The sequence below is a fragment of the Rhodanobacter sp. FW021-MT20 genome (assembly GCF_041107475.1).
GTDB classification, from domain to species: domain Bacteria; phylum Pseudomonadota; class Gammaproteobacteria; order Xanthomonadales; family Rhodanobacteraceae; genus Rhodanobacter_A; species Rhodanobacter_A glycinis.
The window spans coordinates 1-17292 of the sequence record NZ_JBGBPX010000015.1 but is presented as its reverse complement, the minus strand read 5'-3'; the positions used below and the strand labels follow the sequence as shown (position 1 = coordinate 17292).

At 59.8% G+C, this 17292-nt stretch carries 14 protein-coding genes and 1 pseudogene; 7 read left to right on the top strand and 8 right to left on the bottom strand.

Translation table 11 applies throughout. From position 1 onward, the window contains the following. Window positions 1–6: 6 nt before the first annotated feature. The 4 genes from AB7849_RS14730 to hemN all read right to left on the bottom strand — a co-directional run bounded on the left by AB7849_RS14730 (window position 7) and on the right by hemN (window position 4988). A complete protein-coding gene (locus tag AB7849_RS14730; protein WP_008217255.1) occupies window positions 7–576 on the bottom strand; it encodes an SCO family protein in 570 nt (189 codons plus the stop codon). Further along, window positions 573–1355 (bottom strand): formylglycine-generating enzyme family protein, encoded by a 783-nt coding sequence (locus AB7849_RS14725; protein WP_369501222.1) that lies wholly within the window; start codon window positions 1353–1355, stop codon window positions 573–575. Before AB7849_RS14725 ends, AB7849_RS14730 begins: the two co-directional genes overlap by 4 nt. Before the next feature lie 85 nt (window positions 1356–1440). Then, a complete protein-coding gene (gene nirK, locus AB7849_RS14720; protein WP_008217252.1) occupies window positions 1441–2847 on the bottom strand; it encodes a copper-containing nitrite reductase in 1407 nt (468 codons plus the stop codon). Window positions 2848–3587: 740 nt separating this feature from the next. Next, on the bottom strand, window positions 3588–4988 hold the full coding sequence (gene hemN / locus AB7849_RS14715; RefSeq protein ID WP_369501221.1) for an oxygen-independent coproporphyrinogen III oxidase: 1401 nt from the start codon (window positions 4986–4988) through the stop codon (window positions 3588–3590). Between the two features lie 326 nt (window positions 4989–5314). Between hemN and AB7849_RS14710 the strand changes: the two genes are divergently transcribed. Further along, complete coding sequence (locus AB7849_RS14710) at window positions 5315–6007, top strand: cyclic nucleotide-binding domain-containing protein (RefSeq protein WP_008217248.1); 693 nt, start codon at window positions 5315–5317, stop codon at window positions 6005–6007. Between the two features lie 39 nt (window positions 6008–6046). Here the strand turns inward: AB7849_RS14710 and AB7849_RS14705 are convergent, their stop codons facing one another. Beyond that, window positions 6047–6484, bottom strand: a complete 438-nt coding sequence (locus AB7849_RS14705) for a universal stress protein (protein WP_008217246.1) — start codon at window positions 6482–6484, stop codon at window positions 6047–6049. A gap of 353 nt (window positions 6485–6837) precedes the next feature. On the opposite strand from AB7849_RS14705, the gene AB7849_RS14700 reads away from it, so the two are divergent. Further along, window positions 6838–7629, top strand: coding sequence for a universal stress protein (locus AB7849_RS14700; protein WP_008217244.1), 792 nt, complete (start codon window positions 6838–6840; stop codon window positions 7627–7629). A 112-nt stretch (window positions 7630–7741) separates the two neighbouring features. On the opposite strand, the gene AB7849_RS14695 is transcribed toward AB7849_RS14700, so the two are convergent. Continuing rightward, complete coding sequence (locus AB7849_RS14695) at window positions 7742–8545, bottom strand: universal stress protein (protein WP_008217243.1); 804 nt, start codon at window positions 8543–8545, stop codon at window positions 7742–7744. A 471-nt stretch (window positions 8546–9016) separates the two neighbouring features. Here AB7849_RS14695 and AB7849_RS14690 point away from each other — a divergent pair, with 471 nt between their 5' ends. From AB7849_RS14690 to AB7849_RS14670, 5 genes and pseudogenes are all read left to right on the top strand, one after another. Then, a complete protein-coding gene (locus AB7849_RS14690) occupies window positions 9017–9379 on the top strand; it encodes a GNAT family N-acetyltransferase (RefSeq protein ID WP_008217241.1) in 363 nt (120 codons plus the stop codon). A 130-nt stretch (window positions 9380–9509) separates the two neighbouring features. Next, on the top strand, window positions 9510–9905 hold the full coding sequence (locus AB7849_RS14685) for a DUF2946 domain-containing protein (protein ID WP_008217238.1): 396 nt from the start codon (window positions 9510–9512) through the stop codon (window positions 9903–9905). Window positions 9906–10184: 279 nt separating this feature from the next. Then, the gene (locus AB7849_RS14680; protein WP_369501220.1) at window positions 10185–12140 is read left to right on the top strand and encodes a TonB-dependent copper receptor; all 1956 of its coding nucleotides are present in this window, start codon (window positions 10185–10187) and stop codon (window positions 12138–12140) included. Between the two features lie 245 nt (window positions 12141–12385). Next, window positions 12386–14479, top strand: a complete 2094-nt coding sequence (locus tag AB7849_RS14675; protein WP_369501219.1) for a TonB-dependent receptor family protein — start codon at window positions 12386–12388, stop codon at window positions 14477–14479. Window positions 14480–14693: 214 nt separating this feature from the next. Continuing rightward, window positions 14694–15267: pseudogene (locus AB7849_RS14670) on the top strand (transposase); the annotation flags it as partial. A gap of 18 nt (window positions 15268–15285) precedes the next feature. Here the strand turns inward: AB7849_RS14670 and AB7849_RS14665 are convergent. Then, window positions 15286–16416, bottom strand: a complete 1131-nt coding sequence (locus tag AB7849_RS14665; protein ID WP_157618237.1) for a hypothetical protein — start codon at window positions 16414–16416, stop codon at window positions 15286–15288. 108 nt (window positions 16417–16524) lie between these two features. Then, the coding region (locus tag AB7849_RS14660) for a YagK/YfjJ domain-containing protein (RefSeq protein ID WP_369501218.1) at window positions 16525–17292 on the bottom strand (768 nt) is incomplete at its 5' end.

Genomic DNA, 17292 nt, shown 5'->3' with positions numbered 1-17292 from the left:
TACCCATCAGCGCAGGTTCTGCTGAGCGACGATCGCCCGGACAAAGGCCCGGTCGGGCATGCCGGAGGCGTCTGTCGACGCGACGATGCGTCCCTGAGCATCCAGCAGCGAGACCCGGACATTGTGGCTGAAGCCTCCGCCCGGCAATGGCCGATAGGCAATGCCAAGTACTCCGGCGAGCATGCCCTCGTCGCCGTGCTCGGGGCGTGCGAGGAGGAACGTGGGTACGTTGACGTGATGCATCGCAGCGACCTTCTTCAGCGTGTCCAGGTCGTCATTGGACGGGTCAAAACTCACCAGCAGGACAGAGACGTCCTTGCCAGTCTTCGCCGTCACGGCATGCTGAAGATTCTTGAGGTACTCGATTTCGAGCGGGCAGGCCATTCTGCACGAACCGTAGAACATGCCAACCAGGCGCGGCACCCCGCGCAACGAGGCGAAATCGAACACATGCCCCGCCTGGTCACGCAAGCTCAATGCAGGGATTGCGTATACGGAATCACCCGGCACGGCGCGACCAGTGGCAGCGGCCGTCGCCTGGCCCAACGGAATGAGCAGCAGTGCGAGCAGCATCATGAATTTGCATCGTATGGCCATCTGGCGTTCTCCTGATTGTCCCGGACGCATCGAAAACCCACACGAGATGCGGTCTCGGCTGGTTGCAGTGCCGTCAGCGCAGCAACGCGCATCATCAGCGCATATTGGTTCTTGTCGGCAAAGGCGAGTGCCGATCCACCGCACAGCGCGAGACTGGCGGTACTCCCCGGCAGGCGTGCGTCGGAATTCGGAAACATCGCCGCGTAGTCACTGGTCCATTCCCACAACAGGCGATTCATGTCCCGTACCCCATAGACATTGGCCGGCCGCTTTCCGATCGAGCCGGGAAGCTCGCCCGTCTGCTGCTGAATCGCCGACAGCATCGCCTGATTGCGCAGAGGGTCGTACCTTGCGTCCCGACGCGAGACATCGGCCGCAGCGACGTACTCCCATTCGTACCAGGTGGGCAGTCGCGCCTGTTCGCTGGCACAGTAAGCCCGGGCGGCAAACCAGCTGACGTGGGTCACTGGCTGGTCGGCGGAGATCGCACCGCCGAGTTGCAATGCACGCTGCCACTGGCTCAGATAGTCGATACCAGCCAGCAACGGAAAGACACTTCCCCGCCGCCACTCGGAATGAATGCGGACAAAATCCAGAAACTCGCCATTCGTCACCGGTTCGCTGCGCATGAAGAACCGGGGGATCCGCAGATGCGCAGCTCGCCCGTCGACTGCCAGCGCACTATCAAACGAACCACCGGCTATCGGAACATAGTCGGCAGCCATGGCGGCGAAGGTCGTCAGCAACAGGACAGCCATCGTGGCAACGCGTCGATGAAGCATCGGCAGGATACCTTGCAAAGCCCGCTGGCGATGTACCCGTGGGCACACCGCCAGCAGTCCATTACTTTGACGGACCGGCAGCCCTCGCCACCTTGACTTCTGCCGGGGTGATCTCGCCACCCTTGTTGTTGAAGTTGTTGAGTACGTAGGTGAGCACATTGGCAACCTCTTCGTCACTCAGGTTCGAGCCCTGCGCAGGCATCATCGACGCGTACCCGGTGCTGTTTACGGTGATCTTGCCGCTGAGCCCGTGCAGCACGATGCCAATGGCCCGCTTCGGATCGGCATTGAGATAGTCGGACGTCGCCAAGGGCGGGAATGCCCCTGGCAAGCCCATCGCATTGGCCTGGTGGCAGGCCGCACAGATCTGGTGGAATACACGCTTGCCGCTGGCGACGCGGTCTATTGCATCCGCATCCGTATCCGCTTTCCCGGGCGTGGCAGTCAGTGGCTTCGTGGCGAAGACTGTGCTCGGCCCCTTATGGTAGATCGCCGGCTGTACCGGCCCGCTGACGCTGATCTGGCCAAGCGCCCCCTGCATGAATGCGCGGGTGATCGAGTGGTCCACCAGCAGCAGCGTCCCGGGTACCGGCGTACTCAATTCGACCATGGTCGCTCCTCCGGCCGGTACCAGCGTGGTCTGCACGTTGTGGTTGACCAGCGTGCCACCCTCGACATTGGCGCTGTCGAAGATGCCGCCAATGACATGGAAGCTGGAGACCAGGTTGGGACCGCCGTCACCGACGAACAGGCGTACCGTGTCGCCCACCTTTGATTTCAACGCGTGGTCACCGACAAGCGAACCTTCGCGGCCGTTGAACAACACGTAGGTCGGTTGCTCGGCCAGTAGTTTCTGCATGTCGAAGGATTGCAGGCCCGGCTCATGATAGGCACCGGTGGTGTAGAAGTCGCCCTGCATCACGTAGTATTCATGATCCGCCTTGGGCAAGCCTTGCGGAGGCTCCACCACGATCATGCCGTACATGCCGTTGGCTATATGCATGGGGACCGGTGGGGTCGCGCAGTGGTAGACGAACACCCCCGAGCGCAGGGCCTTGAAGGTGAATACACTCTCATGGCCGGGAGGCGTGAGAGTGGAGGACGCACCACCACCAGGCCCCATCACCGCATGCAAGTCAATGTTGTGCGCCATGTGCGAGCCGGGGTCATTGCGCAAGTGCAATTCCACCGTATCGCCTTGCCGCACTCGGATCATCGGGCCCGGCACCGAACCATTGAATGTCCAGAAACCATAACGAACACCGTCAGCGATCTCCCTGACCACCTCCTTGGCCTCGAGGCGCACGATGACGCGTGCCGGGTAATTCCGATGGATAGGTGCCGGCACATTAGGCGGGTCGACCAGTCCCTCCTCGATCGGCGCTCCTTGTGGCGGTCCGAAATCACCAGCCACATGATTGGTCTTGCCCGCGTGGGCCTGGTTTATGCTCGCCGCATGCGCCGGCATTGCCTGGCACATGACGGCCAGCAAACTTGCCGACAGTATCGTTTTCAATAGTCCTGACATCTTCCGTCCTACCTTGGCTCTAGCGACTGACGCAAGGTTATGATCGGTGTGCCACCACGGCCTGATGTAAATCAGTCCGTACAGCGAAAGAGTGTTGCTGTGACATTGCGCCACAGTGCCCCCTCAATACGACTACCTGGCAGGTGTCGAACTTCAGCCACCCACCCTCCGTTCCCCCAGGCGTAAGCGCGTAGTACCGCATGCGGAAAGTGGTCATGGAGAGACAGGCGTTAAGGGCGAGAACGTCGAAGGTGCTTGCCATCTCAAGGCCTTTCAACTTCGTGTTGCCAACGCAAGCCGCGCCCGGCGCAGGCAGCTTCCATGAACCGAGGTCGATGGGCAGGCTGTTTCAAGGCCGGAATGCAACACCTCTATCCTGGCCGCCCATGATGGTTCGATGGGGAGCAATGTGCCTGTCGACGGCTTTACGAGCGCCGCCGCGCCACTGGCAGGATGACTCGCCTACTACGCATGGACACCAAGCCAAGATGGCCAGGTGCACTGGAGTGTTTCAGGCGAAGTCGAAACCCGCCGATCATGGAAGAACGGCTCGGCCCGGTCGGCACGTTCTGATCGACGTTTGGCGTTGACCGCACTACGGCTCACGCCGATGCGGGCAGCAATCCTCCTGTCGCTTGGACGGCATGATGGCGTTGCGCCGCACAGCCGAGGACCACGGATCAGATCACTCGCGAATAGCGTGCTGTCTGTACCTTGCCATCCAGATAGGCATCGAAGCACATGGCGATGATGCGAAGCAGCAGCCGCCCTCGCGATGTCACCTGGATGTCGAGCGGCGTTTCGAGCACCAGCCCATCCGCAATCAGCGGCTGCAACCGCTGCCTCGCCTTCGTGAAGTATTCATCGAAAATCAATTGATAGCGCTCGCCGAAGGCCTGTTTGTCCAGTCTTCCGTGACACATCAGCTCGCCGATCACCGCCCGCCTGATCACGTCGTCGTCGTCCAGTTCGAGTCCCTTCGCGACCGGGATACGACCGGCATCCAGTGCAGCGTAGTAGCCAATCAGGTCACGCGCGTTCTGGCTGTAGCTGTTGCCGATACGGCCAATCGCGCTTACGCCCAAACCGACGATATCGCAGTCGCCATGCGTCGAATAGCCCTGGAAATTGCGCTGCAGTGTGCCGGAACGCTGTGCCAGCACCAGCTCGTCACCAGCCTTGGCAAAGTGGTCCATGCCGACGTACACGTAGCCAGCCGAGGTCAGGAACTCCAGCGCCCGCCCGAACAACGCCAATCGCGTCGCGGTATCAGGCAAATCCGCTGCGTCAATCTGCCGCTGTGCCTTGAACATCTCTGGCAAGTGCGCGTAACCGTAGACCGCCACACGGTCGGGATCCAGTGCGACCACCTGCTCCAGCGTCCGGCTGAACGCGTCTACCGTCTGGAACGGCAAGCCATAGATCAGGTCGACGCTGGTCGAGCGAAATGCCGATGCCTTCGCGGCATCCAGTACTTCGCGGGTCTGCTCGATGCTCTGGATCCGGTTGACCGCTTGCTGCACCTTCGGATCGAAATCCTGAATACCGACCGAAATCCGGTTGAAGCCCAGTTCACCGAGGCCACGCACATAGGTGCCGTCGGCGAAACGCGGATCGATCTCGATACCGTATTCACGGTCCACTTCATGACTGAAACTGAAGTGCCTGGACAAGGAATCCAGCAAGTCCTTCATGAGCGACATGTCGAGAAAGTTCGGCGTGCCGCCGCCGAAATGCAGTTGCTGCACCAGGCGGTCACGGTCGAACTGCGGCGCGATCAACTCGATCTCGCGATAAAGCCGCTCCAGGTAGCGGGCCGCCTGGCCCGGATCCCGTGTGATGACACGGTTGCAACCGCAGTAGAAGCACGGACTCAGGCAGAACGGCACATGCACGTAGAGTGACAAGGCCCGCGGGATCGGGTCCTCGTTGGAGGCACGAATCACCCTGCATAGAGACGCCGCACCGAAGTTTGCCTTGAACTGAGGTGCGGTTGGATAACTCGTGTAGCGCGGTCCGGCCACGTCGTAACGTGCGACCAGCGAAGGGTCAAACTGGGTAGCAGCAGGTATGTCGTTCATGGCGCAAGTCTGCGCAAACACGGACTACCCCACCTTGACCCTGGTCAGCTCGGAGATACTTCAACCGCATACCCTGCCCTCCCGGAGCGCATGCCGGTATCCCGGCGTGACGTAGGCCTTCGCCCACGGCCAGGGACACCATGCAGCGTGGCCCATATTGATCGGCGAGAGAGGTTAATATGCGGTGCCGGCTCCGAACGCCATTTGCCGCACCGCACCATACCCGCCCCACCCAAGAAGGTCATTACGTGACAGACGACGTATCGAAGGATAGGGAGCAAAGTGCTGGTTGGGACAGGCTCAGGCGTAGTTGTGGCTACTGTGCCATGCACGATGTCTGCCTGCCGGCAAGTCTTGACAGCGAAGACCTCAAAAGGGTCGATGCCATCGTGCGCGACAAGTTTCCGCTTGATCGCGGGGATGTACTGTTCCACCAGGGGCATTCATTCACCGCACTCTATGTGGTGCGATCGGGTTCGTTGAAGACCTATGTCGATGGCCCCGATGGCGACACCCAAATTCTCGGCTTCCATCTGCCGGGAGAGATCATGGGTATCGGCGGGCTGACCGGCGAGCACTACCCAAGCAGCGCCGAGGCGCTTGAGCACTCCAGTATCTGCGAACTTCCGTACAGGCAGTTGCAGTTAATCAGCGATACCGTGCCGGCACTCCAACGCCAGCTGGTTCGCATCATCAGCCGCCATGTCGTTGCCGAGCAGGAGCATACGATCATGATGGGCAAGCAGCAGGCACAGCGCCGCCTGGCAATTTTCGTGCGAAGCCTCGCCGATCGCCATGAGCGCCTGTCACGGGACGCGCAACTATTGACGCTGTCGATGACGCGCAGCGATATCGCCAATTACCTGGGTCTGGTCATCGAAACCGTCAGTCGCCTGTTCAGCAGGATGGAAGCGGATGGCATCCTCGAGGTCAACCGCAAATCAGTGCGTATCCTGCGTCGCGACCTGCTGAATGAACTATGTGGTGATGCAGCCAATTCCTGCACCGGAACCGGCTGAGCTGGGACGGCTCCCGGATCAGCCATCCGTGCGCGAGCATCAGCGGCAAACCAGCACAGGCACGTTGCAACTCACCAGCACTTTTTGTGTTTCGCTACCGAGCAACAAGCGATTCATGCCTTGCCAGCCATGCGACGCCATCACGATGAGATCGCATCTATGGTCGGTTGCGGCAGCCACGATCGCAGTGTATGGGCGATTGTCCATCACATAACCGCTCTCGCAGGATACACCTGCGGCCTCCGCCCGCTTATGCACCTCTCGGAGGTATTCTTCCGCGCGTCCAATGGCATCCTGCATGTAGACCTGCTGGTTCATGTCAGTGATGTCGATCAAATATGAAAGCGCGGGATATGGCATTACGGCATGGAAGGCATAGACCTCGGCACCGAGGCTGGCGGCCAGACCCATGCCGGTATCGACGGCACGCATGGATAGATCGGAACCGTCGGTCGGCAGCAGTATGCGTTTGAACATGGAATCGCTCCGCGGGTACGTACGGCTCAAGAAATGCTTCGTTTCTGGAGTTTGCACCGCCCCCGAAAGCCGGGAATTGACCGTGATCAAACAAGTGCGACTGATGCTCCAACGCCCTTGCCTTCCAGCCGAAACAACGCTACCCGATGGCTGAAGCATGAACGGGCCGCATTCCCGCTATTCCCGTATACCGCCCGGACTCCATGCACCAGCTCGTCCCACACGCCAGCCGTGTGACAGCAGCCCGATGTTTCATCCGGCGTCGTGTGCTGCATTGACCGTGGTCAACAACGCCACGAGATGCGTGATCCACGATCTTTGCCAGCCCAGTACAGCCATGCCGGGGAGAAACCATGCTGGATATCATAGTCAAGGTGGACCATGCGCCATCCCATCCGGCATGGCTTGACGGGGTGCTGGCTCTCGCACGGCGCCAACAGGCATTCCTGACCGGGCTTCAGGTGACAGTGGCTTGCCTGGACACCTCCGACACCATCGCCCGGTCGGCTGGTGATAACGATGACCGCGCCCATGGACGCAGGTGGTGGCTGGAACTGTGCCGCAAAGCCGACGTCAACGGCGAGTGGGAGGTTATCCACACGGCTATCCCGGAAGTATTCGCCAAGCGTTCGTGCCTGGCCGATTTCGGGATCTGCGAACTGCGTATCGGTGCTGCAGATGCACCAGCAGGGTTACACGAGGTCACCCACACGCTATTTGCGCATGCCGTACCCATGTTGCTTGTGCCTGACATCTTTTACGGCAATCTGCGCACGGACCGTATCGTCATTGCATGGAACGGGGCAGCCGAGATCGCGCATGCCATACAGGCGGCCCTTCCCCTCCTGACACAGGCATCCGAAGTCCATGTGCTTGATGGCGAGCGCAGCGGCCTGCCGGGTATTAGCCCGCCATCGCTGCCGTTGCGTACATGGCTGCAGCGGCACAACATTGCTGCCCAGTGGCATCCATTCCCGGCCGAGCACGATGAAGGCCCTGCACTGCTGGCCACTGCAAAGGCGCTCTGCGCCGATCTGATGGTCATGGGCGCGTGGGGTCGTATGCGGGCTGGCGGGCCAGCCCTGGGTGGCGCGACTCGCTGGCTTCTCGAACATGCCACCCTGCCGCTGTTTGTCTCCCGCTGAGGGCTCCAGATTGCCATTCGCTCGAATAACACAGGCTTCCAAAGCTCGCCGTCAAGACCACGGTATCGGGCCGACGGCGAAGCCAAAACACCGCCGTCCGTGCTTGAGCGATTCAATGCGCGAGCAATACCGGCAAATTGGCTTCGCGTAGCACATGATGGGTCGCACCGCCCAGCAGCCACTCGCCGATACGCGAATGGCCCCACGCCCCCATGACAAGAAGATCGGCATCCATCGCACATGCCTCGTCGAGCAACGCTTCCCCGACATGTCCGGTGGATGCAAGGCGCTTGACCACCCTCCCCGGCACGCCCTCTCTCGTCAACCAGCCGGCCAGGGGAAGAGGCGGCGGCAACAAGCCTGGTGACTCATCGCACGCACCATCCAGGATGCGAATCTGTTCGGCTGCACGCAGGAAGGGCAGTGCTGCACGCACCGCCCGGGTCGACTCAGCGGAACTGTTCCATGCAACCAGGATCCGTGCCTGACGCAAGGATCCGTTCCATACCGAAGGTACCAGCAACATGGGAGAGGTGCCTGCGAGCAAGGTACGGGTGACGTTGTCCATGCTGACCAGCATGCCATTCCCGGCAGACGGCAGACGGTCAATCGTCAGGTCAGCCAGACACGATCGCCTGGCAAGAATGGGAAGGCGAATGCCCCTGATGACTTCCCACGCACCCGCCACCTTGTGACGGCGACAAAGCCCGTCCCACCACGCGCGCTGCTCCTTTGCTTCGCGCTCCTCGGCATCGAGGACCACAAGGGCGCCAGGTATGGCGATCGCCAGTGGATAGGCATCGACGATACGCAAGCCAGTGACGAAGCCACGATGGCGGCGGCCGATATCCATCCCCAGCCTGATGATGGCCGCATCGTCACGGGCCTCGTCGACATTGACCAAGACATCAAGCACGGAAGTCGTCCCGACGGCGGAATGGTGTCCACATCGTTACATCGGTCACTTTCCCACGTATTGATCCTTGTCAACCAGGCGGCAAGCAAGGTCACTTCCGCTATCTCCATGGCCATGCTCCCCTCCCCCACTTGACCCTTATCAAGACGAGGCACAGGCCGGCACGATACAACAAACAAAACGTCCGCCTTTCCCGTTGGCAATAATCAACCGCTGAGATATCTCGCCATGACCGCCCCGTCGAAATGCCCGACCACGCTCCATAAGCGCCCACCGAGACCTGCACCGCCCGTTCCAAAAGACTATTGGATAGAACCCCTGCCGAACGGGACACGCGTTCTCGTTCGACCCCTCCGCCCTGAGGACCACGAGTTCGAGAGAACGTTCGTCAAGCGTCTCTCGCCGCAATCGCCTCGCTTTCGGTTCCTCGGCAGTGCCAAGGAGCCAAGTCCGTCACTGCTGGATCATCTGATGGATGTCGACTATGTCCACGAGATGGCCTACGTGGCACTGATACACGACAACGGCCACCTGCGCGAAGTCGGGATAAGCCGCTATGCGACCAGTGCGGATGGTCAGCAATGCGAGTGCGCTGTCACCGTTGCCTATGACTGGCGACGACGCGGCCTCACCCTATTGCTGATGCGTCACCTGATCGGTGTCGCACGCAAGCATGGAGTGACCGGCATGTTCACCATCGAAGACCCCGCGAACGATGGCATCCGCGAGTTGGCCGGCCATCTGGGGTTCCAGTGTGCGGTCGAGCCCTGCGATTCACAGCTTGTTCGCTACACGTTAAACCTGAAACCGGTGAAAGGCGGATTCGTTCCGTAGCCGTCCACTCGTCCGTCCAGCGTGTCGTCCAAAATCCATGACGGGACGGATCATTGATATGAGTCAAGTAGCCGCTGCACGGAATCCGCCAAAGTCGTAGCAGAAATCATTCCCGATCGGACACTCCAGATTGCGAGGCAGAAGCTGCCATCATCGGATCATCAGCTGGCTCGGCCTGTTGGCCATCACGCTGACGATCGTTGCGCCTACGGTGTCACGCACGCTTCTTGGTGAAGCGGCATGCTCCCCTGCCCCGGTCGATACTCGCTCGGCACACGATGGTCACGGTGAAAAACACTCATCGAACGTCCCTGTGGCGCCAGACATGCCTTCGTCGCCGCTGGACAAATGTGGCTACTGCGGATTCTTTGTCCATTCCCCATCGCTCGGCGGTGGCGTGGCCATCGTGCTGTGGCCGATATTGCCCAAGGGACGCCTGCTGCCGGCACCGCATCTGCACACTCCACCTCCACACCCGTTACTCGCCGCACGATCACGCGGCCCACCGATCCTCACGATGATGTGACCTGGAAGCCATCCATCGCCGCATGCCCAGCATCGGCGCGCTGCTCACCCATGAGGATTTCCCATGTCTGCACTCCTTGTCAGTGGCGAGGGGGACGTGTGCGCACGTCGCCTGCAACGCCGCCCACTATACTGGTTCACGGCGCTTGCCTTGACGAGTCTCGGTATGCCCGCCTTCGCTGGCCATGCCGATTCATCGTCACCCCCGCCGCAAGACACCTACTCGGCTGCCGCAATGCGCTCTGCCATCACCCTGGAGCCGGTGGTGGTAACGGCTCCCATGCAAACCAGTCCCCTTCGCGTCGTCCTGGATCCCAAACGCCCGTACCAGCCGGTGCCTGCCAGCGACGGAGCCGATTTCCTGAAATCGATCCCCGGTTTCGACACCATCCGCAAAGGCGGGAGCAACGGCGATCCGGTGTTCCGCGGTATGGTGGGCTCCCGCCTGAACATCCTGGTCGATGGTGGTCAGATCGGCGGAGGCTGCCCGTCACGCATGGATCCCCCCACGGCCTACATCGCTCCGGAACTGTTCGACAAAGTGACCCTGATCAAGGGACCCGAAACGGTGACCTGGGGTCCGGGCAACTCGGCAGGGACCGTCCTGTTCGATCGCACCTTCACCCGTTATGAAAAGCCTTCCTGGTCATTCATAGGCAGCCTCCTCGGCGGTACGCGGGGGCGATTCGACCAGACCGCGGACATCCGCGCGGGTACGCCGGACTTCTACATGGGCGTCAGCGCCAATCACACCCGCGCAGACGACTACGAGGATGGTTCGGGCCACCGCGTCCATTCATCCTACGAACGCTGGAATACGGACGTCACCCTCGGCTGGACGCCTGGCAAGGATACGCGGGTGGAGTTGACGGCAGGCCGTGGCAACGGCCACGCCGCGTATGCCTTCAGCGGCATGGATGGCGTGCAATTCCTGCGGCAAAGCCTTGCGCTGCATTTTGTCCAGGAAAACCTGAGCGAGACGTTCACCAAGCTGGATGTACGGGCCTATTACAACTCGGTCGATCACGTCATGGACAACTACACGTTGCGTCGCCCCGATCCTGACAGCGCCATGCCGATGGCCATGGCCTCGGAACCGGCCCGGCAAACCCGCGGCGGACGCGTGGCGGGCACCTTTGACTGGGGCGACGCCGTGGAACTGGTCGCGGGTATCGATGGTTCCGGCAATACCCATACTTCCCGCTCGGGCGGCCCCGAAGGCAGCATCATGGGTTATTACCGCGACATGCCACGCCGCCGCGACGCCACGATTTCCACGGTGGGTGGTTTCAGCCAGCTGACCTGGTACTTGAATACGCATCAACGCCTGATCGGTGGCACACGCGTGGACTGGGCCCATGTCCGTGGCTATGCACTGACGGGCGATGGTGATTCCGGCTCCTTATCCATGGGCTCCGGCATGGGCATGGGCGGCAGCGCTCCCGAAACGACGGCGGCCAGCCGCTCGGCCACGCTGCCGTCGGGTTTCCTGCGTTATGAACATGATCTGGCCGATACACACGCCACGCTATATGCGGGTATTGGACACGTGGAACGGTTTCCGGACTACTGGGAAATGTTCGGCGGACACGTGGCCTCCACGGTGACCAGTTTCCAGAGCCTGAGGCCCGAGCGCACGACCCAGCTCGATGTAGGCGTGCAATACCAGACCCAACGCACACAGGCCTGGGTGTCGGCTTACGCAGGTGTCGTGAACGACTACATCCTGATCCATTATCTCGACGGCAACGGCGCTGCCAGCAATGTGAATGCGCGCATCATGGGTGGTGAGGCCGGTGTAGTGCGTGCCATCGGCAGCCACTGGAAGGGCAATGCCACCGTCGCCTACGCCTGGGGGCAGAATCAGACCGAGCATCGCCCCCTGCCGCAGCTTCCGCCCCTGGACGTGAAGCTTGGCCTGGTCTACGACGCAGGCCGCTGGTCCGCCGGAGCACTATGGCGAGTAGACAGTGCACAGCACAGGATCGCCATCGGCGAGGGCAATATCGTGGGTGACGATCTCGGCCCGACGGGCGGTTTCGGCGTGTTCTCCGTCAATGGCAGCATGCGGCTGTCGCAGGAATTCACCCTGTCAGCAGGCGTGGACAACCTGTTCGACAAGACTTATGCCGAAAGCGTCAACGCCATCTCCAAGGAATTGCAAGGCTACACGGGCGCTATCCGCATCAATGAGCCGGGCCGCACGTTCTGGGCCAAACTTGAGGTGAAACTGTAACGTAGCCCGAAAGCCAGCAATACCCCCGCCGGAACCGCCTTCCGGCTTTGAAGGCAGAAGCCACTACGGTACACGCCAACCGCCCGCCATCGGACTCCGGGGCCGGAACGGGAACCGGAGCGCTCATTTTCGTTCACCTGCCGGGATTTCCGTCCGATTTCCTGATCTCGATCAGGAAGCAGCGGGACCGCATCGTAGAAACTCATGTATGCGAACACTTCTTATTCGCATACATGGGAACCCCGATGACCATGCCATCCCGATGCCGCCTGCTTCCTTGCATGCTCGCACTTGCCCTCACGGGCGCGCTGCACGCCGAAACGTCTGCAACCAAACTGCCTGTGGTCAAGGTAACGGGTACCGCTCCGAGCAAATCCGCCGAGCGCGAACGCGTACGCCTCGCCCATGTCCCCGGTGGCACCAACCTGATCGAGCCGCAACGGCAACCACGGCTGGCCACCCTGCGTGATGCGCTGGACTATCAACCTGGCATTGTGGTGCAGGACTTCTTCGGTGGCCTGGATCAGCCACGCCTCAATATCCGTGGCTCTGGCATCCAGAGCAATCCGCTCAGCCGCGGCGTGCTATTGCTCGAGGACGGTCTGCCATTGAACGAGGCTGACGGCTCGTTCGTGATCGGCCTGCTGGAACCACGCAACTCGTCGGCAATCAGCGTACGCCGTGGTGCCAATGCCATCAGTCCCGGGGCCTCCACACTTGGTGGCGAGCTGGATTTCCACCCGCTTACTGCAGCTGACGAGCATGGTCGTTTCGGTGTCGAAACAGGTAGCGACGGGCGCCGTGCCACCCAGGCCGCACTCGGTGTGGAAGGACACACCCTCGACGCCCATATCGCCGCCAGTCGGGATCGCTATGACGGTTACCGGCACCATGCGGATGGTGAACGCAGCAGCGTGCAGGCCAATGTCGGCCTGCACCTGCCCGATGGCTTCGAGAACCGTACCTACCTCGACTGGGCCCGGCTCGCGTTTCACATCCCGTTCGTAGTACCGAAGAACCGCGTGGATACTGACCCGCGCAGCGTCATGGGCGATGGCGACACGCCGCAGGATGCGCTACTCGACGTATATCGGCGCAATCCCCGTCGCGCCACGCGCCAATGGCGTCTGGCCGACCGTGCGGACTGGCAAGGTGAATCCCTGCACCAGAGTGTTGGCGCGTACTGGCAGAACACCGACGACCTTTTCAACAACGAAACCAACTACACCGTGACCCATGGTCAAACCCATGGTGCACAGTGGCAGATGGATGTCCATGCAGGCGAGCTCGGCTATCACCTCGGCCTGGCCTGGTCACGCGGCGTGATGGACCGTGCCTTCTACGCCACCAGTCCGCAGAACGGACAGCGCCTGCAGCGCTTTGGCGATTTCGCACTCGTCGCACGGAACAGTAACGCCGTGGCTGGCATGAATTGGCACCCTGCTGACGCCTGGATGCTGCTGGCTGACACCCAATGGAGTGACATCGAACGTGACGCACAGGACCGCATGGGACGCGGCATGCTCAACCAGCATTGGCACTACATGACACCCCGACTTGGCGCGATATGGGTATTCGCTCCGCAACAACGGCTTTACGCCAACTTGAGCCGCAGCCATGAAGCACCCACCTTCTGGGAGATCGTAAGTGCAACCGTAGCCCCCAACAATCCAATGGCGGCCGACACTGAACTGATTCGGCTGGATATGCAGAAAGCCACGACGCTGGAACTTGGTGGTGAAGGCCGTCTGACCTCGGGGACAGATGACAACCTGCACTGGTCGCTCAGCGTCTACCGCAGTCGAGTGAGCAACGAACTGATAGCCACCACCGATGCCTACGGTATCAAGGTGGGTACTTACAACTACGCCGGCGGTACCCGCCATCAAGGCGTTGAGGCTGGGGTCGATGGTTCCCTGCCGCTGGTGACGGGCAATGCCTTCGACTATCGCCTGGCGTGGACATACAGCGACTTCCGCTTCCTCGGTGGCATCTATGCCGGTAACCGCATTGCCGGCATACCAAAACAAATGCTCAGTGCGGAGCTGCTGTACCGCATCGGTCATTGGCATCTGGGGCCAAACCTGCACTGGATGCCAACGTCAACACCCATCGACCACGCCAACACACCTGGCCTTCGACAAGATCCCTATGCCCTGCTCGGTATGCGTATCGAATATCGGGGCGATGGCTGGCGTGCATGGTTGCTAGGCGAGAACCTCACCGACCGCCACTATGCAAGCAGCTATGTCATCAGCAACCGGGCGACTCCCGGTCAGCCCGCCTTCCTGCCAGGAAACGGGCGAGGCATCAGCCTAGGACTCGATTACCGCTTCTGAGCCGAATGGCGTTATTCAATGCAATTCGCTTGGCAAAGCCAGAGGTGGCAATAGATAGCACATGCAATGCTTTTGGCGATGATTCGACCATGGTCACCACCGTACCCAATTGTAGGGTCTTGACCCAACCGAAAGTTCCCAGCCACGGCGACCATCTAACCGGGCATCTAACCTAACGGCATCAGATCTACAACCATGCGTGCACTGACCAAGGAAATTCTGGATGTAGATGGTAACGGAACTGCTCAATCGAGGTGTGCAGGACATCTCCATCGCCTGCGCCGACGGTCTGAAGGGCTTCCCCGAAGTGATCAAGGCAGCGTTCAAGCAGACGACGATGCAGCTGCATCATGCACATGTGTGGCAAAGTCCGGACTACGTGGCGTGGAAGCAGCGTCCGAAAGTCGCGGCCAACCTCAAGTGCATCTACACCTGCGCCACCTCCGAGGAGGCCGAGCTGCGGCTCACCGAGTTCGAGGCACGCCGGGACGACGGATACCAGCCCATCGGCCCGTCGTGGCGACGCAACGGGCCGCGCCTGGTCCCGTCCTTCGGCTACCCGCCGGAGACCCGCAAGGTGATCTACACCAGCAACGCCATCGAATCGGGTGAACTACAGCCTACGCAGGCAGACCAAGCACCGCGGCGCATTCCCTAGCGACGAGGCACTGATCAGGCTGCTCTATCTGGCCCTGCGCAACATCAGCAAGCGATGGACGCTGCCGATCCGCGATTGGAAGGCCACGCTCAACCGCTTTACCATCGAGTTCGAAGAGCGCATCCCTCGGCTGCAAACCGAACCCCGTTTACACAAAATTCTGCACACGCTCAGAGCGCGCGGTCTTCAACCTTTCTTTTTTATCCATATCAATCCTGATCTTTTCGAACTCGTTCCTCTCAACTTTCGATAGTTGAACACCTGCAATCAGCCGAACGACATGACACGCCTCATTCGCATCGAAATTTTGTGCATACAGTTTCAATGCAAGCTGAACTCTCGATATGTTCGGATCTTCCTCGCACCGATCCGTCCACCAATCCGCCACGGCTAAAGCCACCTTCAACCCATCACTGATAAACGAGATATCATACTTATCCGGCACATCCGCCCAGCTTTTGAGATCCGTGACCTTGAATGGCCGCGGCCCACCCTTGCGCCCTTTTGACCGATTCCATTCACGGTCGACGAGCCTTACTGCCAGCCCACCCCTTTTTCCTGCAAACGCACCTTCATCACATTCCCCCCTAAGCCGATCCAGGACGTTCTTCTTTTCAATTCCCTTCACTTCATTAAACAGATATGCAAACTGAAAAATCCAGTATAAACCAGGCATTACCTCCTTATGATCAAATGGATAAGGAACCAGCTCACGCACTTCCTGCGCATCTTTCTTTAATGCATCGATATCAGATGAAAGAAAATAAAGGTCCCTTTCGCTGACTTCCATTGTTATCGCAAGCTTCTCCGGCAGTAAGTCATCCTTTACCGCCATGCTCGATGAAGCCGCTTGCCATTTATCTTTGTCAATAACGTAAGCCCGATCGAAATCGACCCTCTTCAGAATTGGACTTTCTACATCTTCGTATACCCTGAACTCGCGCCGATCCCAAATTCGCTGCCAGACTACTCGGTAAGGACGCGGGATCGAAAACCCATCACCAGAAAACTCTGTAAGGTGAGCGGTTCGACCAACAGCAATATCCGCAAGTGAAACACTGTCGAGACGCAGAAAAGCGATATCCTCGCCAAATCCACCAAGGAGAAGGAAGCCAGCCCCCGAACCAGCCTGGTAATGGAGATATACCAGATAGAGGTCCCTTCTGATACTCACATAGGCGGAAAGACGCTTGCGCAAACAAAATGCAGCAATCGTCTCGTCCAATAAAGTGAATCTCTCCAAGTGAGCTTGCGAAATATGCAGCATTTTTTCTGACATCCTTCCATCCTTACAAACAGAGCGTGGCCGTGCCTAAAGTCCTGCGACCACTTGATACTTATCGCCTTCCGAATGCATCCATCCCGCGAAACAACGGCATTCACCCTCTCAGACGGATAAAGTTTCCGTAGAACCAATTGTAACCCGTTCGTTTATCGCCGAGTCGAAGCCCGGCGGGCACTTGCTACGCTTCCCACCCAGAAGGTGCCTCACCATGTCCAAGCTGCTGCCCTTCTTGCGGGGTGCGCCGCGATGACTACCACCCTTCACCTTCAACCCCCGCCAGAAGTTCTTGACCTTCGACTCATCCACCTTCAGTACCGAATCCTGCTTGCTCATGTACCACAGCGCTATTCGGATTCCGATCAACTTTTCCACGTCGCTCACATGCACCAGGCCGAGACCGTTGTAGCGATAGAGATCTTTGTGGGCGTAACAGTTCCAATAGCTTCCCCTGTCCACACCAACGCGCTTCATCCAAGCCTCGCCCATGACCTCAGTCAGGTGATACGCATTCTGATGCAGATGCCCATCGAGGAAGACCATCAAGTGGTAATGCATCCCTCGACTGATGCCATTCTCCCGCTTGATAATGAAACCGAGATAGTCCGGAACTATGCGTCCAAGGCGCAGTGCACGCAGGTAGTTGATTACCGCCTTATCCGCCGCCTTGCTGTAACCCCACCCCTTGGCATCCGGCCGAAAGTACAAATCAATGCGCAGCACAAGTAATCGGGAATGCCGTGCAAATTGGTCGATGACGTAGTCGCAGCCGCTCCTGAAGTTGTCCTTGGCTTTGCGGCTCTCTCTCGATTCGTGTGGTTGACCTTTACCCGACCACCTGTTGAGCCGCATGCGTCCACGGGTTTTTCGGCA